The organism is Chitinophaga sp., from assembly GCF_019236475.1.
GTDB lineage: Bacteria > Bacteroidota > Bacteroidia > Chitinophagales > Chitinophagaceae > Chitinophaga.
Map to the genome: position 1 here is coordinate 381,150 of NZ_JAFAIX010000005.1, position 20,225 is coordinate 401,374.

The 20,225-nt window shown below is 45.0% G+C and carries 15 protein-coding genes; 12 read left to right on the forward strand and 3 right to left on the reverse strand.

What is annotated here, in order from left to right:
- Positions 1 to 17: 17 nt before the first annotated feature.
- Entirely contained in the window at positions 18 to 2,123 is a 2,106-nt protein-coding gene (locus tag JO154_RS08810; protein ID WP_291943912.1) for a type IA DNA topoisomerase, read from the forward strand.
- A 3-nt stretch (positions 2,124 to 2,126) separates the two neighbouring features.
- Here JO154_RS08810 and JO154_RS08815 read toward each other — a convergent pair whose 3' ends face one another.
- On the reverse strand, positions 2,127 to 3,017 hold the full coding sequence (locus JO154_RS08815) for a YihY/virulence factor BrkB family protein (RefSeq protein WP_291943914.1): 891 nt from the start codon (positions 3,015 to 3,017) through the stop codon (positions 2,127 to 2,129).
- 107 nt (positions 3,018 to 3,124) lie between these two features.
- On the opposite strand from JO154_RS08815, the gene JO154_RS08820 reads away from it, so the two are divergent.
- Both JO154_RS08820 and JO154_RS08825 read left to right on the forward strand, forming a co-directional pair.
- Positions 3,125 to 3,652 carry a dihydrofolate reductase family protein gene (locus tag JO154_RS08820; protein ID WP_291943916.1) on the forward strand — a complete coding sequence of 176 codons (528 nt, stop codon included), beginning with the start codon at positions 3,125 to 3,127 and terminating at the stop codon, positions 3,650 to 3,652.
- A gap of 150 nt (positions 3,653 to 3,802) precedes the next feature.
- Entirely contained in the window at positions 3,803 to 6,034 is a 2,232-nt protein-coding gene (locus JO154_RS08825; RefSeq protein WP_291943918.1) for a cation:proton antiporter, read from the forward strand.
- Here the strand turns inward: JO154_RS08825 and acnA are convergent, their stop codons facing one another.
- Together acnA and JO154_RS08835 are read right to left on the reverse strand one after the other, a co-directional pair.
- Positions 6,035 to 8,761 (reverse strand): aconitate hydratase AcnA, encoded by a 2,727-nt coding sequence (gene acnA, locus JO154_RS08830; RefSeq protein ID WP_291943920.1) that lies wholly within the window; start codon positions 8,759 to 8,761, stop codon positions 6,035 to 6,037.
- Between the two features lie 40 nt (positions 8,762 to 8,801).
- Positions 8,802 to 9,437, reverse strand: a complete 636-nt coding sequence (locus tag JO154_RS08835; RefSeq protein ID WP_291943922.1) for a metalloregulator ArsR/SmtB family transcription factor — start codon at positions 9,435 to 9,437, stop codon at positions 8,802 to 8,804.
- 76 nt (positions 9,438 to 9,513) lie between these two features.
- On the opposite strand from JO154_RS08835, the gene JO154_RS08840 reads away from it, so the two are divergent.
- The 9 genes from JO154_RS08840 to JO154_RS08880 all read left to right on the forward strand — a co-directional run bounded on the left by JO154_RS08840 (position 9,514) and on the right by JO154_RS08880 (position 20,191).
- Positions 9,514 to 10,077, forward strand: coding sequence for an NAD(P)H-dependent oxidoreductase (locus tag JO154_RS08840; protein WP_291943925.1), 564 nt, complete (start codon positions 9,514 to 9,516; stop codon positions 10,075 to 10,077).
- Positions 10,078 to 10,253: 176 nt separating this feature from the next.
- On the forward strand, positions 10,254 to 11,252 hold the full coding sequence (locus JO154_RS08845; RefSeq protein ID WP_291943928.1) for an LLM class flavin-dependent oxidoreductase: 999 nt from the start codon (positions 10,254 to 10,256) through the stop codon (positions 11,250 to 11,252).
- A 105-nt stretch (positions 11,253 to 11,357) separates the two neighbouring features.
- Complete coding sequence (locus JO154_RS08850) at positions 11,358 to 12,515, forward strand: MFS transporter (RefSeq protein WP_291943930.1); 1,158 nt, start codon at positions 11,358 to 11,360, stop codon at positions 12,513 to 12,515.
- 93 nt (positions 12,516 to 12,608) lie between these two features.
- Positions 12,609 to 13,235, forward strand: a complete 627-nt coding sequence (locus tag JO154_RS08855) for a TetR family transcriptional regulator C-terminal domain-containing protein (protein WP_291943933.1) — start codon at positions 12,609 to 12,611, stop codon at positions 13,233 to 13,235.
- Between the two features lie 2 nt (positions 13,236 to 13,237).
- Complete coding sequence (locus tag JO154_RS08860; RefSeq protein WP_291943936.1) at positions 13,238 to 14,569, forward strand: AarF/ABC1/UbiB kinase family protein; 1,332 nt, start codon at positions 13,238 to 13,240, stop codon at positions 14,567 to 14,569.
- 73 nt (positions 14,570 to 14,642) lie between these two features.
- Entirely contained in the window at positions 14,643 to 15,683 is a 1,041-nt protein-coding gene (locus tag JO154_RS08865) for a histidine kinase (protein WP_291943939.1), read from the forward strand.
- Complete coding sequence (locus JO154_RS08870) at positions 15,683 to 16,396, forward strand: LytTR family DNA-binding domain-containing protein (protein WP_291943942.1); 714 nt, start codon at positions 15,683 to 15,685, stop codon at positions 16,394 to 16,396. The genes JO154_RS08865 and JO154_RS08870 overlap by 1 nt, the downstream gene beginning before the upstream one ends.
- Before the next feature lie 119 nt (positions 16,397 to 16,515).
- On the forward strand, positions 16,516 to 19,080 hold the full coding sequence (locus JO154_RS08875; protein WP_291943944.1) for an outer membrane beta-barrel protein: 2,565 nt from the start codon (positions 16,516 to 16,518) through the stop codon (positions 19,078 to 19,080).
- A 172-nt stretch (positions 19,081 to 19,252) separates the two neighbouring features.
- Positions 19,253 to 20,191: a PorP/SprF family type IX secretion system membrane protein gene (locus JO154_RS08880; protein WP_291943946.1), complete on the forward strand. Its 939-nt coding sequence runs from the start codon at positions 19,253 to 19,255 to the stop codon at positions 20,189 to 20,191.
- Positions 20,192 to 20,225: the final 34 nt, after the last annotated feature.

A 20,225-nucleotide genomic window follows, 5' to 3' on the forward strand; every position in this document is an offset into this window, starting at 1 on the left:
CGAACTTTAATTCAGGTATGAAGGTTTGTATTGCAGAAAAGCCCAGCGTAGCCCGCGACATCGCCACCGTCATAGGCGCGAAGCAAAGAAAAGATGGATATTATGAAGGAAACGGATTCCAGGTAACTTGGACATTCGGGCATTTCTGTACGCTCAAAGAACCACATGATTACTATGAACAGTGGAAATATTGGCGACTGGAAGATCTACCCATGATCCCTCCTAGCTTCGGTATTAAACTCATCGAAAATAGTGGCGTAGAGAAACAGTTTAAAGTCATCGAACAACTGGTGCAACAATGTGAAGAAGTGATTAACTGTGGTGATGCTGGCCAGGAAGGTGAATTGATCCAACGATGGGTATTGCTGAAAGCCCGCTGTACCGCCCCCATAAAACGATTATGGATTTCATCCCTAACGGAAGAGGCTATACGCAACGGCTTTCAGCACCTGAAAGACAGTGAGCAATACAATAATCTCTATGCCGCCGGCAGCGCACGCGCCATCGGCGATTGGCTGCTGGGTATGAACGCCACCCGCCTGTTTACCAAGAAATTTGCAGTAGGAAAAGTAGTACTCTCCATCGGACGAGTACAAACACCTACCCTCGCCATGATCGTGGCCCGGCAAAAAGAGATCAATGCCTTCGTTTCTGAAGAATACTGGGAACTCAAAACGATCTATAGAGAAACGGAATTCACAGCCACCATTGAACGACTGAAAAATATTGAGAAAGCCAATAAAGGGCTCGCCTATCTGAAAGAACATCTCTTCGAAGTAACCAGCTTCGAACGAAAAGATGGGAAGGAAGGAAATCCTCGCCTATACGACCTCACAGCCCTACAGGTAGATGCCAACAAAAAATTTGCTTTCTCTGCAGATGATACACTGAAATATATCCAGAGTCTCTATGAGAAAAAATTGGTGACCTACCCAAGAGTAGATACCACCTACCTCTCTGAGGATCTGCATCCTAAAATTCCAGGCATTCTCCAGGATATGACGCCTTATGCGGCCCTTACAGCGCCCATCTTGGCCAATCCTATTCCTAAACTGAAAACAGTCTTCGATGATAAGAAGGTAACGGATCACCATGCGATTATTCCTACAGGCGTATACCCACAAGGTTTACCGCTGGAGGAAAAACGTATATACGATCTCGTTGCACGCCGCTTTATCGCTGCCTTCTACCCGGAATGTAAAATTTCCAATACTACCGTACTGGGAAAAGTAGGACAGGTGGAATTCAAAGCCACCGGTAAACAAATCCTGGAACCAGGCTGGAAGGAAGTCTACGCCAACGATATCCAGAAAGACGAAGAGGAAGAAGGAGAGAAAATTATCCCTGAATTTACAGTGGGAGAATCAGGTCCACATGAACCACGCGTGCACAAAGGGAAAACCACTCCTCCTAAAGCCTATACGGAAGCGACCCTGCTCCGCGCGATGGAAACAGCCGGCAAACAAGTGGAAGATGAGGAAATGAGGGACCTCCTAAAAGACAACGGCATCGGGCGCCCTTCTACCCGCGCTGCGATTATCGAAACACTGTTCAAAAGGAAGTACATCGACAAAAAGAAAAAAAATATCTATGCCACACAAACTGGCATGGACCTCATCGATACGATACAAACGGAGATTCTCAAAAGTCCAGAACTTACCGGCCAATGGGAACGCAAACTTCGCCTGATAGAGAAGGGAGAATACGCCATGGAAACGTTTAAACAGGAACTGATCCAAATGGTAGTAGACCTCACTAAAGAGGTTAAAACCAACTCTTACAAGGTGATTACAGTAGCCCCAGATGCGCCGCCGGAAGAAGAAAAAACAAAGAAACCCCGCGCACCTAAAAAGCCCGCACCAGAAGTACAGGAACTGCAATGCCCGAAATGTAAATCCCATCCGCTGAAGAAAGGGAATACTGCCTACGGTTGCAGCAATTTCAACATTTGCGGCTTTAAAGTACCATTCGAACTTTTCGGCAAAAAATTATCCGACAAACAAATCACAGACCTCATTACTAAAGGAAAAACTGGTAAAATCAAAGGCTTAGTACAAGCTGATGGGGCACAAACCGAAGGCAAAATAGTGCTGAATAAGGATTTCCAGACCGTTATTGAATAATTATTATTTGTCGATCACCGTCAATGTGTAATTGGCAGCATACCTGCGAGGGATAATGCTTTCGCCATTTACATGCGCCCATGCTTGTGTAAAAGCAGCGCCGAAATAAAATATCATGGCGGTATAAAATACAAACAGCAGCAACAAAACAGTAGATGCAGATGCGCCATAGATATTGTTAATACTGCTGTAATTCAATGCCCACCGCAATACCAGCTTACCAATATTAAAGAGAATGCTGGTTACAAATGCACCAGTAAACAGTATTTTTTTGGTAGGACGACCTGCCGGTAAAAAATAAAATACCATCGAAAACCATAAGGTTACTGTTACCACAGAGATACCATAGTTCAATGCACTGTTGAAATATCCACTGAGTACAGGCAGAAAACTTCCAATGATATCACCGATGAAACGCTGTGCAGCACTGGCTACCAGGTCTATCAGGAAAATAACGCCAATAAAACAAATCACCATCAAGCCCTTTAATCGGGCGAGTAAAATGTGCCAGAAATTTTCTTTGTGTACTACGCGCACATTCCACAACTGATTCAAAGAACTACTGATTACTTTAAACAATGTAGTAGCTACAAATAATAGAAATAAAAACCCAAGTGCGGTGATGATTTCATTCTGCGCAATACCTCGAATAGCCTGCAAAGTATCCCGCACCATGTTGGTAGTTTCGATACCTATCACACCACTGAGCTGATCAAATAAGCGCCTACCGGAATGCGGTAACCGAAAAATCAATCTGAGCAATTGTATCAATATTACCAGTATCGCAGGCAGGGCAAATGTGGTGAAAAACGCGGTGGATCCCGCTAAACGCAGTGGGTCATTTGCTATGAATGTTCGAATGGCATCCCTGAATGCGGTGACTAATTTTTTCAAAAGCATATGCAAAATTAGGGAAATCTTTATAGCAGAATGATAAGGAGATTATCTTTTGTTTTAAACTAAAATTAGCTGTACTCTTGTCGGCCTAAAATCCAAATAAGATGCGCAAATTAAAGCTCTACATTGCCGTCACGCTTGATGGATATATTGCTACTAAAGATGGCAATATCGATTGGTTACTCAACTTTCCAAACGAAGAAGATACCGATTATGGTTATGCTGAATTCTTGGAAGGTGTGGACGTTACGCTCATGGGAAACCAAACGTACAAACATGTACTACAATTGGCAGATCCATTCCCCTATGTAGATTTAACCAATTACATTTTCACCAGGAATGCAAACATTACTATTGCCCCGTATGTTCATTTCGTGGATGGCGACATTGTAAAATTTGTAAAAGACTTGAAAGCCAAACCAGGTAAGGATATCTGGCTAATTGGCGGTAGTCAGATCAATGCTGCTATGTTGGAAGCAGACCTCATTGATGAAATGCATATTGCACAATTTCCACTGACACTGGGTACAGGAATTCCTTTATTCGGCGGTGAGCAACACCTCCATCATTTTGAGTTGGCTCATTTAAAGAAATACAAAAACGGGGTACTGGAATTACGCTACAAAAGGTAGTTAAATCCAAGACAGGAGGAAGCATACTCGAAAAAAAGCGATATATTAGCGAGCAGACAAAGAATCGTTAAACCGGCCTTTGATCAATACCATAGCACGTTTCGTGCTGGCACAATGAATGTTCACGCGTAATTAAACCACCTTTTCTGTATGCATGTACCTCAGTTAATTATTGACCTGGCCTTGATATTAGGCGCCGCTGGAATTATCACGCTGTTATTCCGGCGGCTTAAACAACCTATGGTGCTGGGTTATATAATTGCGGGATTCATAGTGAGTCCTAACTTCAAATTATTCCCCTCGATCGGAGATACCCATGGTATTAAAACATGGTCCGAGATAGGTGTTATCTTCCTCCTGTTTTCCCTTGGCCTCGAATTTAGTTTCAAAAAATTGATGCGGGTAGGAGGCACCGCTGCCATCACGGCCTTCACAGAAATAGCTTGTATCACTGTTGCAGGCTTTTTTGTCGGGCAGTGGATGGGCTGGTCTTTCATGGATAGTATGTTTCTCGGCGGCCTGTTGGCCAGTTCTTCTACTACCATTATTATCCGGGCCTTTGAAGAACTGGGTATCAAAAAGAAATCATTTACAAAAATCGTTTTCGGCGTACTAGTCATCGAGGATATTGTTGTGATCCTCATGATGGTGTTACTCTCCACCATGGCGGTGAGTAAACAGTTTGAAGGGGTAGACATGATTTTTACCGTACTGAAACTCCTCTTCTTCCTCGCCCTCTGGTTCCTCGCAGGCATCTTCCTTCTGCCTACTTTCCTAAAAAAAATGGAAAGGTATATCAATGAGGAAACATTACTGGTGATCAGTATCGCACTATGCTTCGGTATGGTGATCCTCGCTACCAAAGTAGGCTTCTCCGCTGAGCTAGGTGCATTTATCATGGGCTCCATTATTGCTGAAACTACTAAAGCGGAAAAAGTAGAACATCTCATCCAACCTGTGAAAGATCTTTTCGGCGCTATCTTCTTTGTATCAGTAGGTATGCTGATTAATCCGGAAATGATCATCGCTTATAAATGGCCCGTACTCTGGATAACATTGCTAACCATCTTCGGTAAATGTATCAGCACCACACTGGGAGCGCTACTCTCCGGTCAGCCACTGAAACAGGCGGTGCAAGTAGGTATGAGCATGGCGCAAGTAGGCGAGTTTGCATTTATTATCGCTACGCTGGGTATGACCCTCGGCGTTACCAGCGATTTCCTTTTCCCGGTAGCCGTAGGCACGTCTGCCATTACCACCTTTACTACGCCATACATGATTAAATTCTCTATGCCTTTTTATAACTGGCTGGAGAAAGTACTTCCTGCAAAATGGATCACCGCCCTTAACCGATACAGCGCTAGCTCTCAGACACTCCAAGGGGAAAGCGACTGGAAAAAAGTACTCCGTTCATACGTTCGCGTCATCATTCTTAACGCGGTACTGATGATCGCTATTACGATGATCTGTAAAATCTACCTCGGCCCATTCTTGATGAAGCAATTCGCCAGTCCTTTCTGGGCTAGAATGACGACAGTTATCATCGGTATGATGGCTATGGCGCCATTCATCTGGGCCATGGTGGTACAAAAAATTCAGAGTATCGCTTATAAATCGCTGTGGCTTGATTCCAAATACAACCGCGGACCACTAGTAGTAGCTGAGTTAACACGCAGTGTGGTAGCGGTATTAGTGGTAGGTTTCTTTATCAATCAGTTCTTCCCACTGCTGCCCGCGCTGTTGGGCACTATCCTGGGTATGCTGGTAGTACTAGTAGTGGTAAGAAGTCAGTTACAGAAATTCTATAACCGTATTGAAAGCCGATTCCTCACCAACCTGCATGCGAGAGAAGCCGCAGAAGCAGAGAACTCCAAGAAGCTGGTGAGTCTCCCTTGGGATGCACAAGTGAGTGAAATTGAGATCGATCCATGGAGTACGCTGATCGATATTCCATTAGAAGCATTGCAACTGAGAGAGAAATATGGCATCAATATCGGAGCCATCCGTCGAGGCGATTTCACGATTTATACACCTGCCAGATCAGAAAAACTCTTTCCTTATGATAAGATCACAGTGATTGGTACAGATAGTCAACTGGAGGAATTTTCCAAAGTGGCTAGCTCCAGTATCAACACTGAGAAGAGAGAAGCAGATGGTGAAGATAGCATCTCCCTGATAAGCATTGTGGTAGATGAAAATAACGGACTTACCGGCAAAACCCTCCGTACATCAGGCATTCGTGAAAAAACACAAGCCCTGGTAGTAGGCATTGCCAGAGGAGGAGAAAAAATGCTCAACCCCTCCTCCGACACTACTTTTGAATGGGAAGACGTGGTATGGCTTGTGGGCGACCGCAAGCGCATTCAGGATTTCAAAGGCTAATTAAGCCTTCTTGAGGAAATCCCTTAATACATATTGTAAAATGCCGCCATTGCTGTAATAAGCTATTTCGATAGCTGAGTCAAGGCGGCATTTTACATTAAATACAATGTTATTTCCCTCTGCCGGCACTGCTGTTACGGTCAGCAGCTTACCAGGTTCTAGCCCGTCTTTAATGCCGTGAATGGAATATAATTCAGTACCAGTAAGGCCCAACAAAGAGGCCGTCTGCCCATTGATGTATTCCAGTGGCAACACACCCATACCTACCAGGTTACTCCGGTGTATACGCTCAAAACTTTCTGCCAGTACTGCTTTCACGCCCAACAGATTAGTCCCCTTCGCAGCCCAATCGCGCGAAGAGCCGCTACCATACTCCTTCCCAGCCAGTATCAACAAGGGCACTTTATGACTGGCATATTGCACACTTGCATCAAAAATAGACATCACCATGCCGGAAGGAATTACGGTGGTAAAGCCGCCTTCTTTCGGCGATAATTCATTCTTGATGCGCACATTGGCAAACGTACCCCGTATCATCACTTCATGATTCCCTCTGCGAGAGCCATAGGAGTTGAACAAGCGAGGATCTATTCCATGATCAATCAGGTATTTACCAGCGGGACTATCAGCTTTAAATGAACCTGCGGGAGATATATGATCCGTCGTGACGGAATCACCTAATTTTAGCAAGATCCGCGCGCCTTCAATATCTTGAACAGCTTCCGGTACATCCGGTAGATTTTCAAAGAAAGGTGCTTCTCGTATATAGGTGGAGTTCTGGCTCCAGTGGTAGTTTTCGCCGGAAGGGGCCAGTAAACCTCTCCACTGTTCATCGCCATCGAAAATAACTTTATACGTTTCCTCAAAATCTGACTGCAATACGGCCTTTTCCATGGCTGCATTGATTTCCTCTTGTGTAGGCCAAATTTCACGCAGAAATACGGGTTCTCCGTTAGGGTCGTAGCTCAGTGGTTCTGTTAGTAGATCGGTATCTATACGGCCTGCCAGGGCATACGCAACTACTAACATCGGAGATGCAAGGAAATTCATTTTTACTTGTGGATGTACCCTCGCTTCGAAATTACGATTGCCGGAAAGCGCAGACGCTACAATCAGATTGCCTTTATCCACTGCTTCTGCAATGGGCGGCGGCAACGGACCACTGTTACCAATACACGAAGTGCAACCATATCCCACTACGTGAAAACGCAACGCCTCCAGATCAGTGAGTAAACCGGAACGTTGGAGGTATTCTGTCACCACTCTGGAACCAGGGGCGAGACTCGTTTTCACCCAGGGCTTCACGGTGAGACCCCGCGCTACAGCCTTTGCTGCTACTAATCCTGCGCCTATCATTACACTGGGATTAGAGGTATTGGTACAACTGGTGATCGCTGCTATTACCACTGCCCCATCGCTCAACACATATTCTTGGTTCTTTAACTTGATACGCACGGATTGCATACTATCTTGCTCTACTTCCACGTCTTCTGTAGGTTTCTGTATTTCGTAAGTAAAAGTAGTACCAGAGCCTCCTTCCGATAGCCAAGCGGTATCCCGGCGTTTGCCTTCAGGCGTATACATGCGTTTGAACTCCTTATCCATTAGCTCTTGGAAGCGGGCATGTACATTTTTTACAGGAATGCGGTCCTGCGGCCGTTTAGGCCCTGCCACCGCAGATTCTACCTTGGATAGATCCAGTTCCAAGATATCCGAATAAGTAATATCTTCCTTACCGGTGCGCCAAAGCATATTTTCCTTACAATAGGATTCCACACGATTGATCACCTCTTCTGGGCGATTAGTACGGCGCATGTAGCGAATGGTTTGGTCATCTATCGGGAAATAAGTCGCGGTACATCCAAATTCCGGCGACATATTAGAAATAGTGGCTCTGTCGGGCACCGACAAATGATCCAGCCCATCCCCAAATACTTCCACGAATTTATTTACCACGCCATATTTACGGAGCATTTCAGTAATGGCAAGCACCATATCTGTTGCCGTAACGCCTTCTGAGAGGCGGCCGATAAGGCGAAGCCCTATCACTTCCGGACAAGTAAAGTAAAGCGGTTGTCCTAATAAAGCGGCTTCCGCTTCAATACCACCCACGCCCCAACCCAATACGCCGATACCATTGACCATAGGGGTATGGGAATCTGTACCTACAAGGGTATCCGGAAATATCCAGCCATCTCGTTCCACTACGCCATGGGCTAGGTATTCCAGGTTTACTTGGTGACATATACCCATGCCTGGAGGCACTACGGTAAAATTGCCGAAGGCTTGTTGCGCCCATTTCAGCAGTTGATAACGTTCCGTATTGCGTTCATATTCGTAGGCAACGTTTTTCGTATAGGAGTAGCCGGTACCAAAGAAATCGACCTGTACAGAGTGATCTACTACCAGGTCTACAGGAATGAGCGGATTAATGCGTTTACCATCTTTTCCACGGCGGATTACTTCCGCACGGATGGAGGCAATGTCTACCACCGCCGGCACACCGGTGAAATCCTGCATTAATACGCGGGCCGGTTTGAAAGGAATTTCTTTGTCAATAGGTTCAGGAGTCCAGTTGACAAGGGTGTCTACATGTTCATCTGTGATGGCAAACTTGTCGTGGTTACGAAGCACATTTTCCAGCAGAATGCGGATGGAAAATGGCAGACGGGAGATATTCTTCCCTTTTTTTTCCAGGTCTGCAAGTGAGGCGATACGTGATTGCATTAGTAAAGATTTTGACCATACTAATCAACCAGCAAGCTGACTATATTGTTCGCGGGGTAATGCGATAGGCACAGCGACGAGCGCCTGCTACGATGTGATCTTCCCGTTGTACTTTCACGTCTTTTCCCAGTACAGCGCGGAATGTTTCCAATTCTGCTTTACAGAAACCCTGACACAATTTTGCCGCAGCACAAATAGGACAATGGTTTTCTATCAACAGGAAGCTGTCGCCCTCCTTTGTACAGCTAGCCATGTATCCTTCTTTATCACGCAGGGCTGCTAGTTCTTGGAGTTTCTCTGGCAGTTCAGGGAATTGTTTTAATTCCGTGTTATATTTACGTATGCTGTTTTTTTGTTGAGACAAGATGACCGCGTTTAATGCATCCTCTCCTAGTGTTTCACGAATGGAGCTGATGAGTCGGACGGTGAGTTCAGCGTGTGTATCAGGAAATCTTGATTCACTTTTTTCGGTGAGTGACCAAATTTGCTGGGGTCTGCCACGTCCTTTTACGGCTGTTGTAGCCTGTACGAGCCCGTCGGCAGCCAGTTTCTGTAACTGGAACCGCGCACCCTCCGTGGTTACCTGTAATGCTTCCGCTAGTGCGTGCAGCGGCAATGGGCCCCTGGTCTTCAATATCCACACCGCCTGTTCATTATCCGGCAAATTATTTCTCATAATAAACAAAGTATTTATTTGGTTTATTCACAAAACTACTAACTTTGTCGCGCATTAAAAATTTAATACTGCCATCATGAAAGTATTATTATTCAATGGATCGCTGGAAAAGAAACCAACGAGCACGTCCTATGCCATCATCGCTTGTTTGCGTCATCTCTTGGAAGGGAAAGGAATGGAAACTACTGTTTTCAACCTGGCGGAAGCGGCTGTTCCATTTTTTGATACCGCCGGCCTCCAGCAAGTACCGGAAGCGGCCAGAGAAATGACGAATATCTTCCGCGATGCGGATCTGCATATATGGCTTACTCCCTTATATCATGGTAGCATGACAGGCGCCATGAAAAACTGCCTGGACTGGATTGAAATCAGTTCCAAAGAAAAAGTACCTTATCTGACCAATAAAGTAGTAGGTATGGTATGTTGGGCGGAAGGTGGGCATGCCATGCAGGGCATCAATACGATGGACGCAGTTGCCAAAGCACTGAGAGCATGGGTATTACCTTACTCTGTTCCGGCAGTACGCGGACATCTATTTACTCCCGATTACAGCATTACGGAGGAATATCAAAAGAAATTCGAACTGCTCGTAAATCTGTTAACAGACGTAAAGTTCCAGTTTGCCGATAATCAGCACTGATGAACCGGAATTTGTAGCAACAGCAGCTTCGGGCAGTTGCTGTTGTTACTTTACGTTTTTAGGCGATCCTATCCCATATACGCAATCTATACCACTATAAGCATTACCAATATCTTCTCCTTCCCCTTATCTGCGATTACTGGGTAAATTTGTATCCACACAAATCGACAGAAAAAATGAAGAAAATCAGACTGGGTATACTCGATCAATCTATTATTGCACGTAACAGCACGCCGAGAGAGGCCATCCGCCGGACTGCCGAGTTGGTAAAACTCGCCGACGAACTGGGATACTCTCGTTTCTGGGTATCCGAACACCATAATTTTCCTAAAATAGCAGGCTCAACACCGGAAGTATTGCTAGCATACCTGGCAGGTGAAGCCAACAACATCCGGGTAGGCTCAGGTGGTATTATGCTGCCTAATCACAGCGCACTGAAAGTAGCGGAGAATTTCCGCATGCTGGAAACGATTTACCCTGGCCGCATCGACTTGGGGATTGGCCGCGCCCCTGGCGGCGACAGGCCCACTGCCACCTTGCTCAATCCTTCTAATACCTTCAGCGAACAGGAATTCATGCAACAACTGAAAGACCTGCGCGCGTTCCTCACAGATCATCAAACGGGCGAATCCCCGCATGAAAATATTATCGCTATTCCGCAGGCAGAAACAGTTCCGGAACTCTGGATATTGAGCTCTAGTGGCGGCAGCGGCTATTTTGCGGCACATTTGGGAATGGCCCTTTCCTTCGCCCACTTCATCAATCCCAATGGAGGCCCTGAAGCCGTGAAAGAATACCGACGCCATTTCAAACCATCTGAATTATTGCCCGAACCACGCGTAAATGTGGGCATTTTCGGCTTTTGCTCCGAAGATGAAACCACAATTCAACGTTGGCTCACAGAGATGGATTTTAGGATGCTTCATATCGAATCCGGCGCAAGAGGCTCCTATCCTGATTATGAGGATATTATTCAATTTGAATATTCCGCTGCGCAACAGGCGCGTATCAATTATAATCGCCAGCGCATGATCTATGGCACACCTGCACAGATGAAAGCCCGCATCGAGGCCCTGGCAGCAGATTACGGCACTGATGAAATCATTATCTCTACTTTCTTTGATGATTTTGAAGCCACCAAGAAATCAGTGGAACTCGTGTCTAACTTATTCTAACTGAAACAGTTAATATTAGCTATTCCAGGCCACAGGATTTCCCGAAAAAAGGATTTTTTTCTGGCTAATTTTGCGGCCTGGCCATAAAAGGCCCGCACGCGTAGGATGTTTATCGATCTGCAGAAAGAAACCAATGCCAAACAATACCGGATTGCCACTTCCGTATTCTTTTTTATATCAGGACTAGGTTACTCCTCCTGGGCTTCCAGGATTCCTTCCATACAGCATCAACTGGGACTCAATGAGGCACAGTTAGGATTAGTGCTGCTGGCCCTTCCCATCGGGTTGATGTGTACCATGCCTATCACGCAGCAATTACTAGGGAAGTTCAGCAGTAGAAAAATCATGGTGTTTGGTGCGCTGTTCTTTAACCTTATCCTCAGTATGCCTGGATTCACGTCTAGTATCTGGCAATTGGCCCTGGTATTGCTTTGTTTCGGATCTGCCAGAAACCTACTCAATCTGAGTATGAATGCGCAGTCCGTGCTGGTACAGCGCCTCTTTCCACAATCCATCATCACTACGTTTCATGGTATTTGGAGTATTGCCGGCGTAACCGGCGCTGGAATAGGATTCCTGATGATCAAATACAATGTGGCGCCCAGTTGGCACCTGTTTGGTATCAGTCTGCTCCTGTTGGTGTTTACATTGATTTACTATCCGAATAGCTATCCGGATACGCCTGTTCCCAGCATGGAAAAGAAGCCTGCATTTTCCTTACCTGATAAATCCCTCCTGAAATTTTCCTTTATCTGCTTCGCTTGTATGGCCACCGAAAATACAATGTACGACTGGAGCAGCATCTATTATGAGAAAGTAGTGGGCGGCACCAAAGCGGAAGCAGCTACCGCATTCTGGATTTATATGACTGCCATGACTTTAGGACGATTATTCGGAGACAAGCTCGTACAACGTACCGGTATTAAAACCATCCTGCGATATAGCGGCATTTTAATATTAGTAGGCTTGGCCACCGCGATCATTTTCCCGCATCCTGTAACCGCCATACTAGGGTTCATCTGCGCCGGCCTGGGTGTAGCCTGTGTGGTGCCGTTGGTATTTAGTCTCGCTGGAAAATCCAAAAATACCAACAGCGGTCAAACCATCGCGTCTATCTCTACTATCGGATATTTAGGATTCCTAGTAGTGCCACCCCTGGTGGGCTTTGTAGCGCAAGCCTCCAGCTTACGTATCTCCTTCAGTATCATGGCCATTTGCGGCCTCGTTATCATTTGGATGGTGAGCAAAATTCAAGAAAAATAATTCTTTCCAGATTTAACATATCCAGCCGTAAAAAAATTCACTTTGTATTACAAAGTGACGTAAATTTGTTATGTAACCCAAAATTGCCAATCTATGGACAAGAATAGTATACGTAACGCATATAAATTGTATCTGCTGGAAAACGGCAAAGAACCAGTGTCTGTATATATGTTGTGCAAGAAACTGGATATGCCGGAGAGTTCTTTTTATGAGTTCTATAGCTCATTGGAAGCAGTAGAACAGGATATTTGGCTGTCGGTATTTGAGGAAACGGTCAGCCAGTTACGGGCAGATGAAACCTATCACCAGTACAACGCCCAGGAAAAGTTGCTCTCCTTCTATTTTCTGTGGGTATCCAAATTGCGGGACGACCGTAGTTATTTCCTCTTACAGAAAGATATTTTTCACATTCCATTAGTTTACAGGAAGAAGCTACACACTTTTAAGACCGCATTCTATGAATTTGCGGCAGCGCTCATCAAGGAGGGCTACGTGTCTTCCGAAATAAAAGAAAGAAAATATGTTTCTGACCAGTATGTACACGGCTTCTGGGTACAGGCCTTATTTGTACTGAAATACTGGCTGGAAGATACTAGCGTTAACTTCGAACTGACCGATGCCGCCATTGAAAAGGCCGTCCATCTTAGCTTCCAACTCATAGGCACCAATACACTCGATAGTATTCTCGATTTCGGGAAATTTCTGTTCATGAAAAGATAGTGATGAAAGAACAAAACAACATTCCCACCGGGAAGGTAGAACGCGCAGGCAAATTCGTGACTACCGGCCTGAAAGTGGGTACGAATTATATTAAACACTATACCCGCAAACTCATGGACCCTTCTGTTACAAAAGAAGAACTCCACCAAGATAATGCGGCGGATATATACAATACCCTCAGTAATCTCAAAGGCAGTGCGTTGAAAGTGGCGCAAATGCTCAGTATGGACAAGGGAATGCTCCCGAAAGCCTACACAGAAAAATTTGCCATGTCCCAATATAGCGCGCCTCCGCTATCTGGGCCACTGGTGGTGAATACTTTCGTTAAAACATTAGGAAAATCGCCTACCCAACTTTTTGACCGCTTTGATTTACATGCTTCCAATGCAGCGAGTATCGGACAGGTACATAAAGCCGTGAAAAACGGGAAAGAACTGGCAGTTAAAATCCAGTACCCTGGCGTTGCCAACAGCGTGAAATCGGACCTCCGTATCGTGAAACCCTTTGCCATCAGGATTGTAGGCATGAAGGAAGCAGATATGGATAAATATTTTGAAGAGATAGAAACCAAACTGCTGGAAGAAACCGATTATAAACTGGAATTAGAGCGCTCGATGGCTTTATCTGCCGCCTGCGCCCATATCCCAGGACTCCTTTTCCCTGGCTACTATCCGGAATATTCCTCCGAACGGATTATTACCATGGATTGGCTCAATGGTATGCACCTGAAGGAATTCCTGCAAACCAATCCCAGTCAGGAAATTCGTAATAAAATCGGGCAGGCACTTTGGGATTTCTACCAATTCCAGGTACATGCGCTCAAACAAGTACATGCAGATCCGCATCCAGGCAACTTCTTGATGCAAGCGAATGGTACAGTGGCGATATTCGATTTCGGTTGCGTAAAGGTGATTCCAGAAGATTTCTATACCAACTATTTCCTGTTGGTAGATAAAGAAGTATTGAAAGACACGGATCGCCGACACCAGATTTATACCAACTTAGAAATGATCCATCCTACAGACAGCCCTAAAGAAGTGGCTTTCTTCTCGGAACTGTTTCAGCATATGATCGATCTCATGACATTGCCTTTCACACTAGAAACGTTTGATTTCGGCAATGAAACTTATTTTAATGAGATATATGCTTACATGGATGAACTATACAATATGAAAGAAGTCCGGGAATCCAAAGTAGCCCGGGGCTCCAGCCATTCTTTATATATCAATCGTACATATTTCGGTTTATATTCCATTCTCAGCGATCTGAAAGCAAATATTATTACTAGCCAGCACAGAATACAGCGACTAGTTGCGGGAGAACAACCCGAATAGGTATTCGTCGTATATTTTTCGGAGTTGGTCGCAATCATACCCTCGACAAGAAGAATAATACTACTTTCAGGGGATGAAACAAGGGTGGTATAAAAATAAATGGGCAGTAGTAGCGCTACATGTATTTGCATGGGTGCTGCTGTACTCGTTGCCGTACTTGCTGAAACCTTCCTACCAGGACCCCGAACGGAAACACTCTCCCGATCACGATGCCTGGTCGGTTTTTAGCTATGTATATTATACGGCACTAGTAGGATTTTTCTATTTGAATGCCCTCATTTATATACCCACTTTTGTTTATAAGAAAAGATACCTGGAGTATGCAGCCTCTTTGCTTACGGTGCTACTGGCACTGTACAGTATGCGCTACGCATTTGAGATGGTCTTTCTGAAAGCCCATAAAATAGATATCAAGCCAGCTATCCTCTTTACATTTTTCACCTCCTTCTTCGTATTATCCTCGAGTACAGCCTACCAGATGATCAAGGACCGTCTCCTCAACGAGCGACTGGCGTCTGAAAAAGTAAAAGAAAACCTCCAAACGGAATTGTCACTATTACGGTCGCAGGTAAGTCCGCATTTCATGTTCAATGTACTGAACAACATGGTGGCCCTGGCACGCAAGAAATCCGATGCCCTGGAACCTTCCCTCATAAAGCTTTCTAGCCTGATGCGCTATATGCTCTACGAAACCGATGAACAGAAAGTGCCGCTGGTCAAGGAATCAGAATACCTCCAAAGCTATATAGACCTGCAACAGCAGCGTTTTGGTAAAAATGTTACCATCGTTTCGCAGTTGGATGCGCCGGAAACAGGATATGAAATAGAACCCATGCTGCTCATCCCCTTCGTGGAAAATGCCTTCAAACATGGTACAGGTATGATTATGGATGCCATGATAGATATCCAGTTGGAAGTGAAAGAAAAGGTGCTGTACTTCACGGTAAAGAATAAATACAATAATATTCCGATGGAAGTCAAAGATAAAACGAGCGGCATCGGATTGGCCAATGTGAGTCGCCGACTCAATCTATTGTACGACCAGCAGCACAAACTGGACATCCATAAACAGGATGGATGGTTTTCTGTATTATTGCAACTAAATCTGCACTGATGCTGAAATGTATTGCCGTAGACGATGAACCACTGGCACTTGATTTACTGGAAGATAATATTTCCAAAGTCCCTTACCTCCAGTTGGTAGCCAAATGTAACAATGCCTTCGAAGCGATAGAAGTACTGCAAAAACAACCCGTAGATCTCATTTTCCTGGATATTCAGATGCCAGGACTCACCGGTTTGCAGTTCCTGCAATCTATGGCCAGTAAACCTATGGTCATACTGATTACTGCCTATGAAAAATATGCCTTGGAAGGGTTCAACCTGGATGTAACAGATTATCTTGTAAAACCTGTTCCCCTAGAGCGTTTTGTAAGGGCATGCAATAAAGCCTACGAACTTTTCCTCTTAAAATCTGGCAACAAATCCAGTAGAGAACTACAACCGGAATTCTTCTTTGTAAATGTGGATTACAGTCTGTTCAAAGTGGTATTTGATGATATCATCTGGATAGAAGGACTGAAAGACTATGTACGTATTCATCTGAAGAATGGCACCAAGCCCATAGTAACACGAATGAGTATAAAATCCATGGAAGAACAATTGCCGGTCAACAGATTTCTGCGCGTGCATAAATCCTATATTGTAGCCGTGTCCTGCATTACAGCTATCCGCAAAAACAGTGTATTCCTGGATGAATTGGAGTTACCGGTGGGTGATACTTATCGGGAACCCTTGCAAGCACTTACCGGAAAGACGGGATTCTAAAAAGCATGCATTCACGTCACAAAACATAACTTTCGTAGCATTTTTTCCAAAGATGGTCGCATTTACTTTAAAACAATAAAAACCCGCAATACTTTTGCATTCTCATAATTCCCTTTATTATGCAAAAGTTATATCTGTTAATTACCTTTTTATTGTTAACTCTTGTGGGTGCCCAGGCCCAAGCCCCTGCTGGTGCGCGTGGCGGTGGAGCCATGCCTGGCGGCATGACCGGACATCTGTATGGTAAGATCCTAGACAACGATGGTAAACCAGTTCCCTATGCTTCTGTTATCATCCTCCAATCTAAGGTGGATTCACTCACCAAAAAACCAAAGGATGTATTGGTAAAAGGAGCTTTAACCAAAGTTAATGGTGAATTTAGTTTGGACGACGTTCCTCTGCGCCGCGGTTTAAAACTTAAAATTAGTGTTACCGGCTTCAAAACAATTGAGCGCCCGGTAACTTTCCCTCCATTGGATAAAGATCTGGGAAATCTCAAGCTGGAAGTAGATGTAAGCCAGTTAAAAGGCGTAACTGTAGCCGGTTCAAAACCACTGATGCAACTCGATGTTGACAAGAAAGTGTTCAACGTAGAGAAAAATCTGACTAGCGCCGGCGGTACTGCTGTAGACGTAATGAAAAACGTTCCTTCTGTGAATGTAGACATCGATGGTAACGTTACCGTTAGAAATTCAAGTCCTCAGCTCTATATCGACGGTCGCCCTACTACCTTGACCCTGGACCAAGTTCCTGCTGACGCTATCGAAAGCGTAGAAGTGATCACTAACCCTTCTGCAAAATACGATGCATCTGGTGGTAACGCTGGTATCCTGAACCTCGTGTTGAAGAAAAACCGCAAAACTGGTTACAATGGTAACTTGCGTGCAGGTGTTGACAAACGTGGTGCACTCAATGGTGGCGCCGATTTCAACCTGCGTCAAGGTAAATTCAACGTGAGTGCCAGTGCCATGGGCAATCAAATGAAAAGCAGAAGTACCGGTTTCACCGACAGAAATAATTTCGGTAATGGTGCTACTCCTTCCTACATTCACCAGGATAATAGCAATAGAACCAATGGTGGATTCATATTCGGAAAACTGGGAGTAGACTACTTCATGACTAACCGTACTACTTTGTCCATTGCTGGTATCAAAGTACACGGTCAGATGAAACCTGGAGAAGTAATTGACACCCGTACCGATAGCCTGTTCTCTGCTGGCACTGTGAGCAATTTCAGTAACCGTATTTCTGATACACGTTTTCAATTCAATGCCAACGGGCTGGTATTGGGTATGAAACAACTGTTTCCGAAGGAAGGAGAAGAGTGGACCGTGGATGTCAATTACTTCGGAGGTTCTTCCGATAATGACGCGCTGTATACCACCAATTATCTGAAAGGTAATACCTCCCAGATCGGTGGTAAAGAAGTACAGAAAATCAATGGTGGCGGCGATATCAGCTTCCTCACTGCTCAAACCGACTTCGTAGACCCGCTGACCAAAACCATGAAACTGGAAACTGGTCTGCGTTTCTCTAGAAAAACAATTAATACCAATACCCTGAACTCCTTCCAGGACCCAACCACCGGAGATTTTGTAGTGGTACCTGCTACCAGCATCCATTACAAAAACAACGATAACGTATATGCCGCTTACGCCAGCGTTTCCGACCAGATCGGCAAATTTGGCTATAAGGTGGGATTACGCCTGGAAAGCAGCAATTATGATGGAGAAATCCTCGGAAAGAATCAGAAATTCAGCAATAATTATCCTGCAAGTCTGTTCCCTTCTGTGTTCCTGACAGAGAAGCTGAAAAACAACCAGGAATTGCAAGCAAGTTATACCCGCCGTATCAACAGGCCTAACTTCATGCAACTGATACCATATACTGATTCTACCGACCGTCTGAATATCACCAAAGGTAATCCGAACCTGGTGCCTGAGTTTACACAGTCCTTCGAGTTTTCTTACCTGAAAACGTTCAAGAACAACAGTACTTTCATGGCTACCCTGTATTACAAGTACACCAATAATCTGATTACTAGGTACCTCCAGAAAGAGCTGAACCCAGCTACTGGCGATAGTCTGCTGCTCAATACTTATATCAACGCCAATTCCAGCTATGCTGCTGGTGCGGAACTGACTGCCACCACCAATCTTGCTAAATGGTGGAACCTTTCAGCTAACGTGAATATTTATAATTCCAAGATTAACACCACTACACTGGGAGCATCTCAGGATGCCTTATGGAGCTGGTTTGGTAAACTGAATAACAACTTCAAGCTGCCTGCGAAATTCGAGCTGCAGCTCTCTGGTACTTATCAGTCTAAAACCAACCTGCCTGTCAACAAAGAGCAGCGCCAGGACGGCCCTCCTATGCAGCAGTCTATGAATGCTTCTCAGGGTTATATCAAAGCGCTGTGGGGCGTAGATGCTGCTATCAAGAAGAGTTTCCTGAAAACCAATGCCCTTTCTGTGACATTGGCAGCAAGCGATATCTTCAGAAGCAGGATCAGCGAACAGTATTCAGAAAGCCCTTATTTCACACAAACGTACAGCCGTTTGCGTGACCCGCAGATGTTCCGCCTAACAGTAGCTTACCGTTTTGGTAAGATGGATGTGGGCTTGTTCAAACGCAAGAACATGGGAGCAGGTATGCAGGGCATGTCTGAAGTAATGCAATAGTAGACACACGTACACAATCCTATAGTTGTAGGGCCGGGCAGCGGTATTAGGTTCACTCCGCTCCCGGCCCTTTTTTTATCCCGTTGTGAACAAATTTCTTCCCACATATATAAAATAGCAATACATTATATTATATTTGCATGTTTTAAGAATACACCATCCATACCTATATATGATGAGGTTCCGCATGCATGCCAACAAAATATTCGCACGGATATGCTTCACCGTCGCACTCTTTTCTGCCAGTAGTCAGTTTGCCGAGGCCCAAAGCTTTGGAAACTCCAATGCTGTGGTAGATCCACTAGGAATACAATACTTCCTGAATCCCTATATGTCTAATCCGTCCTTTGCTGGACTGGATAGCGGCCTGCATGTAAACCTCGCCTATCGCAAGCAATGGTCAGATATGCCTGGCAGTCCCCAGACCAAACTATTAACCGCAGACGGTTATGTGGGATATCGCGTAGGCGCTGGTTTGCAGGTATACAATGATGCCGCCGGGTTGCTGCAAAATACGCGGGTAGCCGCCACTTATGCCTATCATCTCCCGTTAGGGCAAGACAGGCAATTTCTGAATTTTGGTATTTCCGCTGTATTCTATGGAAAGCACCTGAATACCAAGGATATGAATGCAGACCCGAACGATCCGTCTATAGGTGCTTACAACCGCCGGGATAACTATTTTGAGTCGGATTTTGGCGTATCCTATACCGACAAACATTGGGTATTTCAGGCAGCCTTACCGAATGTATTCAGTTTTGCTAGAAACAAAGTAGAAAGCAGGACTTACGGAACCGAGAAGTTCATCATAGGCGCTGGATATAGGTTTGACGCTGGGGAGCAAATCACCAGCGTGGAGCCTAAAGTGTTTTATCGTAATATCTATGGTGGCGATGGGATTCTTGATATCGGCGCAAGAGCAGGTTTGCTGCATAATTGGGCAGATGCCACTGCCATCTACCATTCCACCGGTAATTTCACACTGGGAGCTGGCTTTGCCTATATTCCTTACCTGCATATTCAATTCCTGTACACTACACAAACGGCGGGATTACGCACCTATTCCAATGGCTCTATGGAGCTGAACCTTCGGGTCAATTTATTCCAATAGCACCTGTTTTTACACCATACATATCAAAAAAATC

What these genes read in the sequence shown, in the direction of transcription:
- JO154_RS08850 (WP_291943930.1), top strand. Translation starts at nt 11,358, where the DNA reads ATGTTTATCGATCTGCAGAAAGAAACCAATGCCAAACAATACCGGATT.
- acnA (WP_291943920.1), bottom strand. Translation starts at nt 8,761, where the DNA reads ATGCAATCACGTATCGCCTCACTTGCAGACCTGGAAAAAAAAGGGAAG.
- JO154_RS08860 (WP_291943936.1), top strand. Translation starts at nt 13,238, where the DNA reads ATGAAAGAACAAAACAACATTCCCACCGGGAAGGTAGAACGCGCAGGC.
- JO154_RS08880 (WP_291943946.1), top strand. Translation starts at nt 19,253, where the DNA reads ATGATGAGGTTCCGCATGCATGCCAACAAAATATTCGCACGGATATGC.
- JO154_RS08825 (WP_291943918.1), top strand. Translation starts at nt 3,803, where the DNA reads ATGCATGTACCTCAGTTAATTATTGACCTGGCCTTGATATTAGGCGCC.
- JO154_RS08835 (WP_291943922.1), bottom strand. Translation starts at nt 9,437, where the DNA reads ATGAGAAATAATTTGCCGGATAATGAACAGGCGGTGTGGATATTGAAG.
- JO154_RS08810 (WP_291943912.1), top strand. Translation starts at nt 18, where the DNA reads ATGAAGGTTTGTATTGCAGAAAAGCCCAGCGTAGCCCGCGACATCGCC.
- JO154_RS08845 (WP_291943928.1), top strand. Translation starts at nt 10,254, where the DNA reads ATGAAGAAAATCAGACTGGGTATACTCGATCAATCTATTATTGCACGT.
- JO154_RS08865 (WP_291943939.1), top strand. Translation starts at nt 14,643, where the DNA reads ATGAAACAAGGGTGGTATAAAAATAAATGGGCAGTAGTAGCGCTACAT.
- JO154_RS08820 (WP_291943916.1), top strand. Translation starts at nt 3,125, where the DNA reads ATGCGCAAATTAAAGCTCTACATTGCCGTCACGCTTGATGGATATATT.
- JO154_RS08855 (WP_291943933.1), top strand. Translation starts at nt 12,609, where the DNA reads ATGGACAAGAATAGTATACGTAACGCATATAAATTGTATCTGCTGGAA.
- JO154_RS08870 (WP_291943942.1), top strand. Translation starts at nt 15,683, where the DNA reads ATGCTGAAATGTATTGCCGTAGACGATGAACCACTGGCACTTGATTTA.
- JO154_RS08840 (WP_291943925.1), top strand. Translation starts at nt 9,514, where the DNA reads ATGAAAGTATTATTATTCAATGGATCGCTGGAAAAGAAACCAACGAGC.
- JO154_RS08875 (WP_291943944.1), top strand. Translation starts at nt 16,516, where the DNA reads ATGCAAAAGTTATATCTGTTAATTACCTTTTTATTGTTAACTCTTGTG.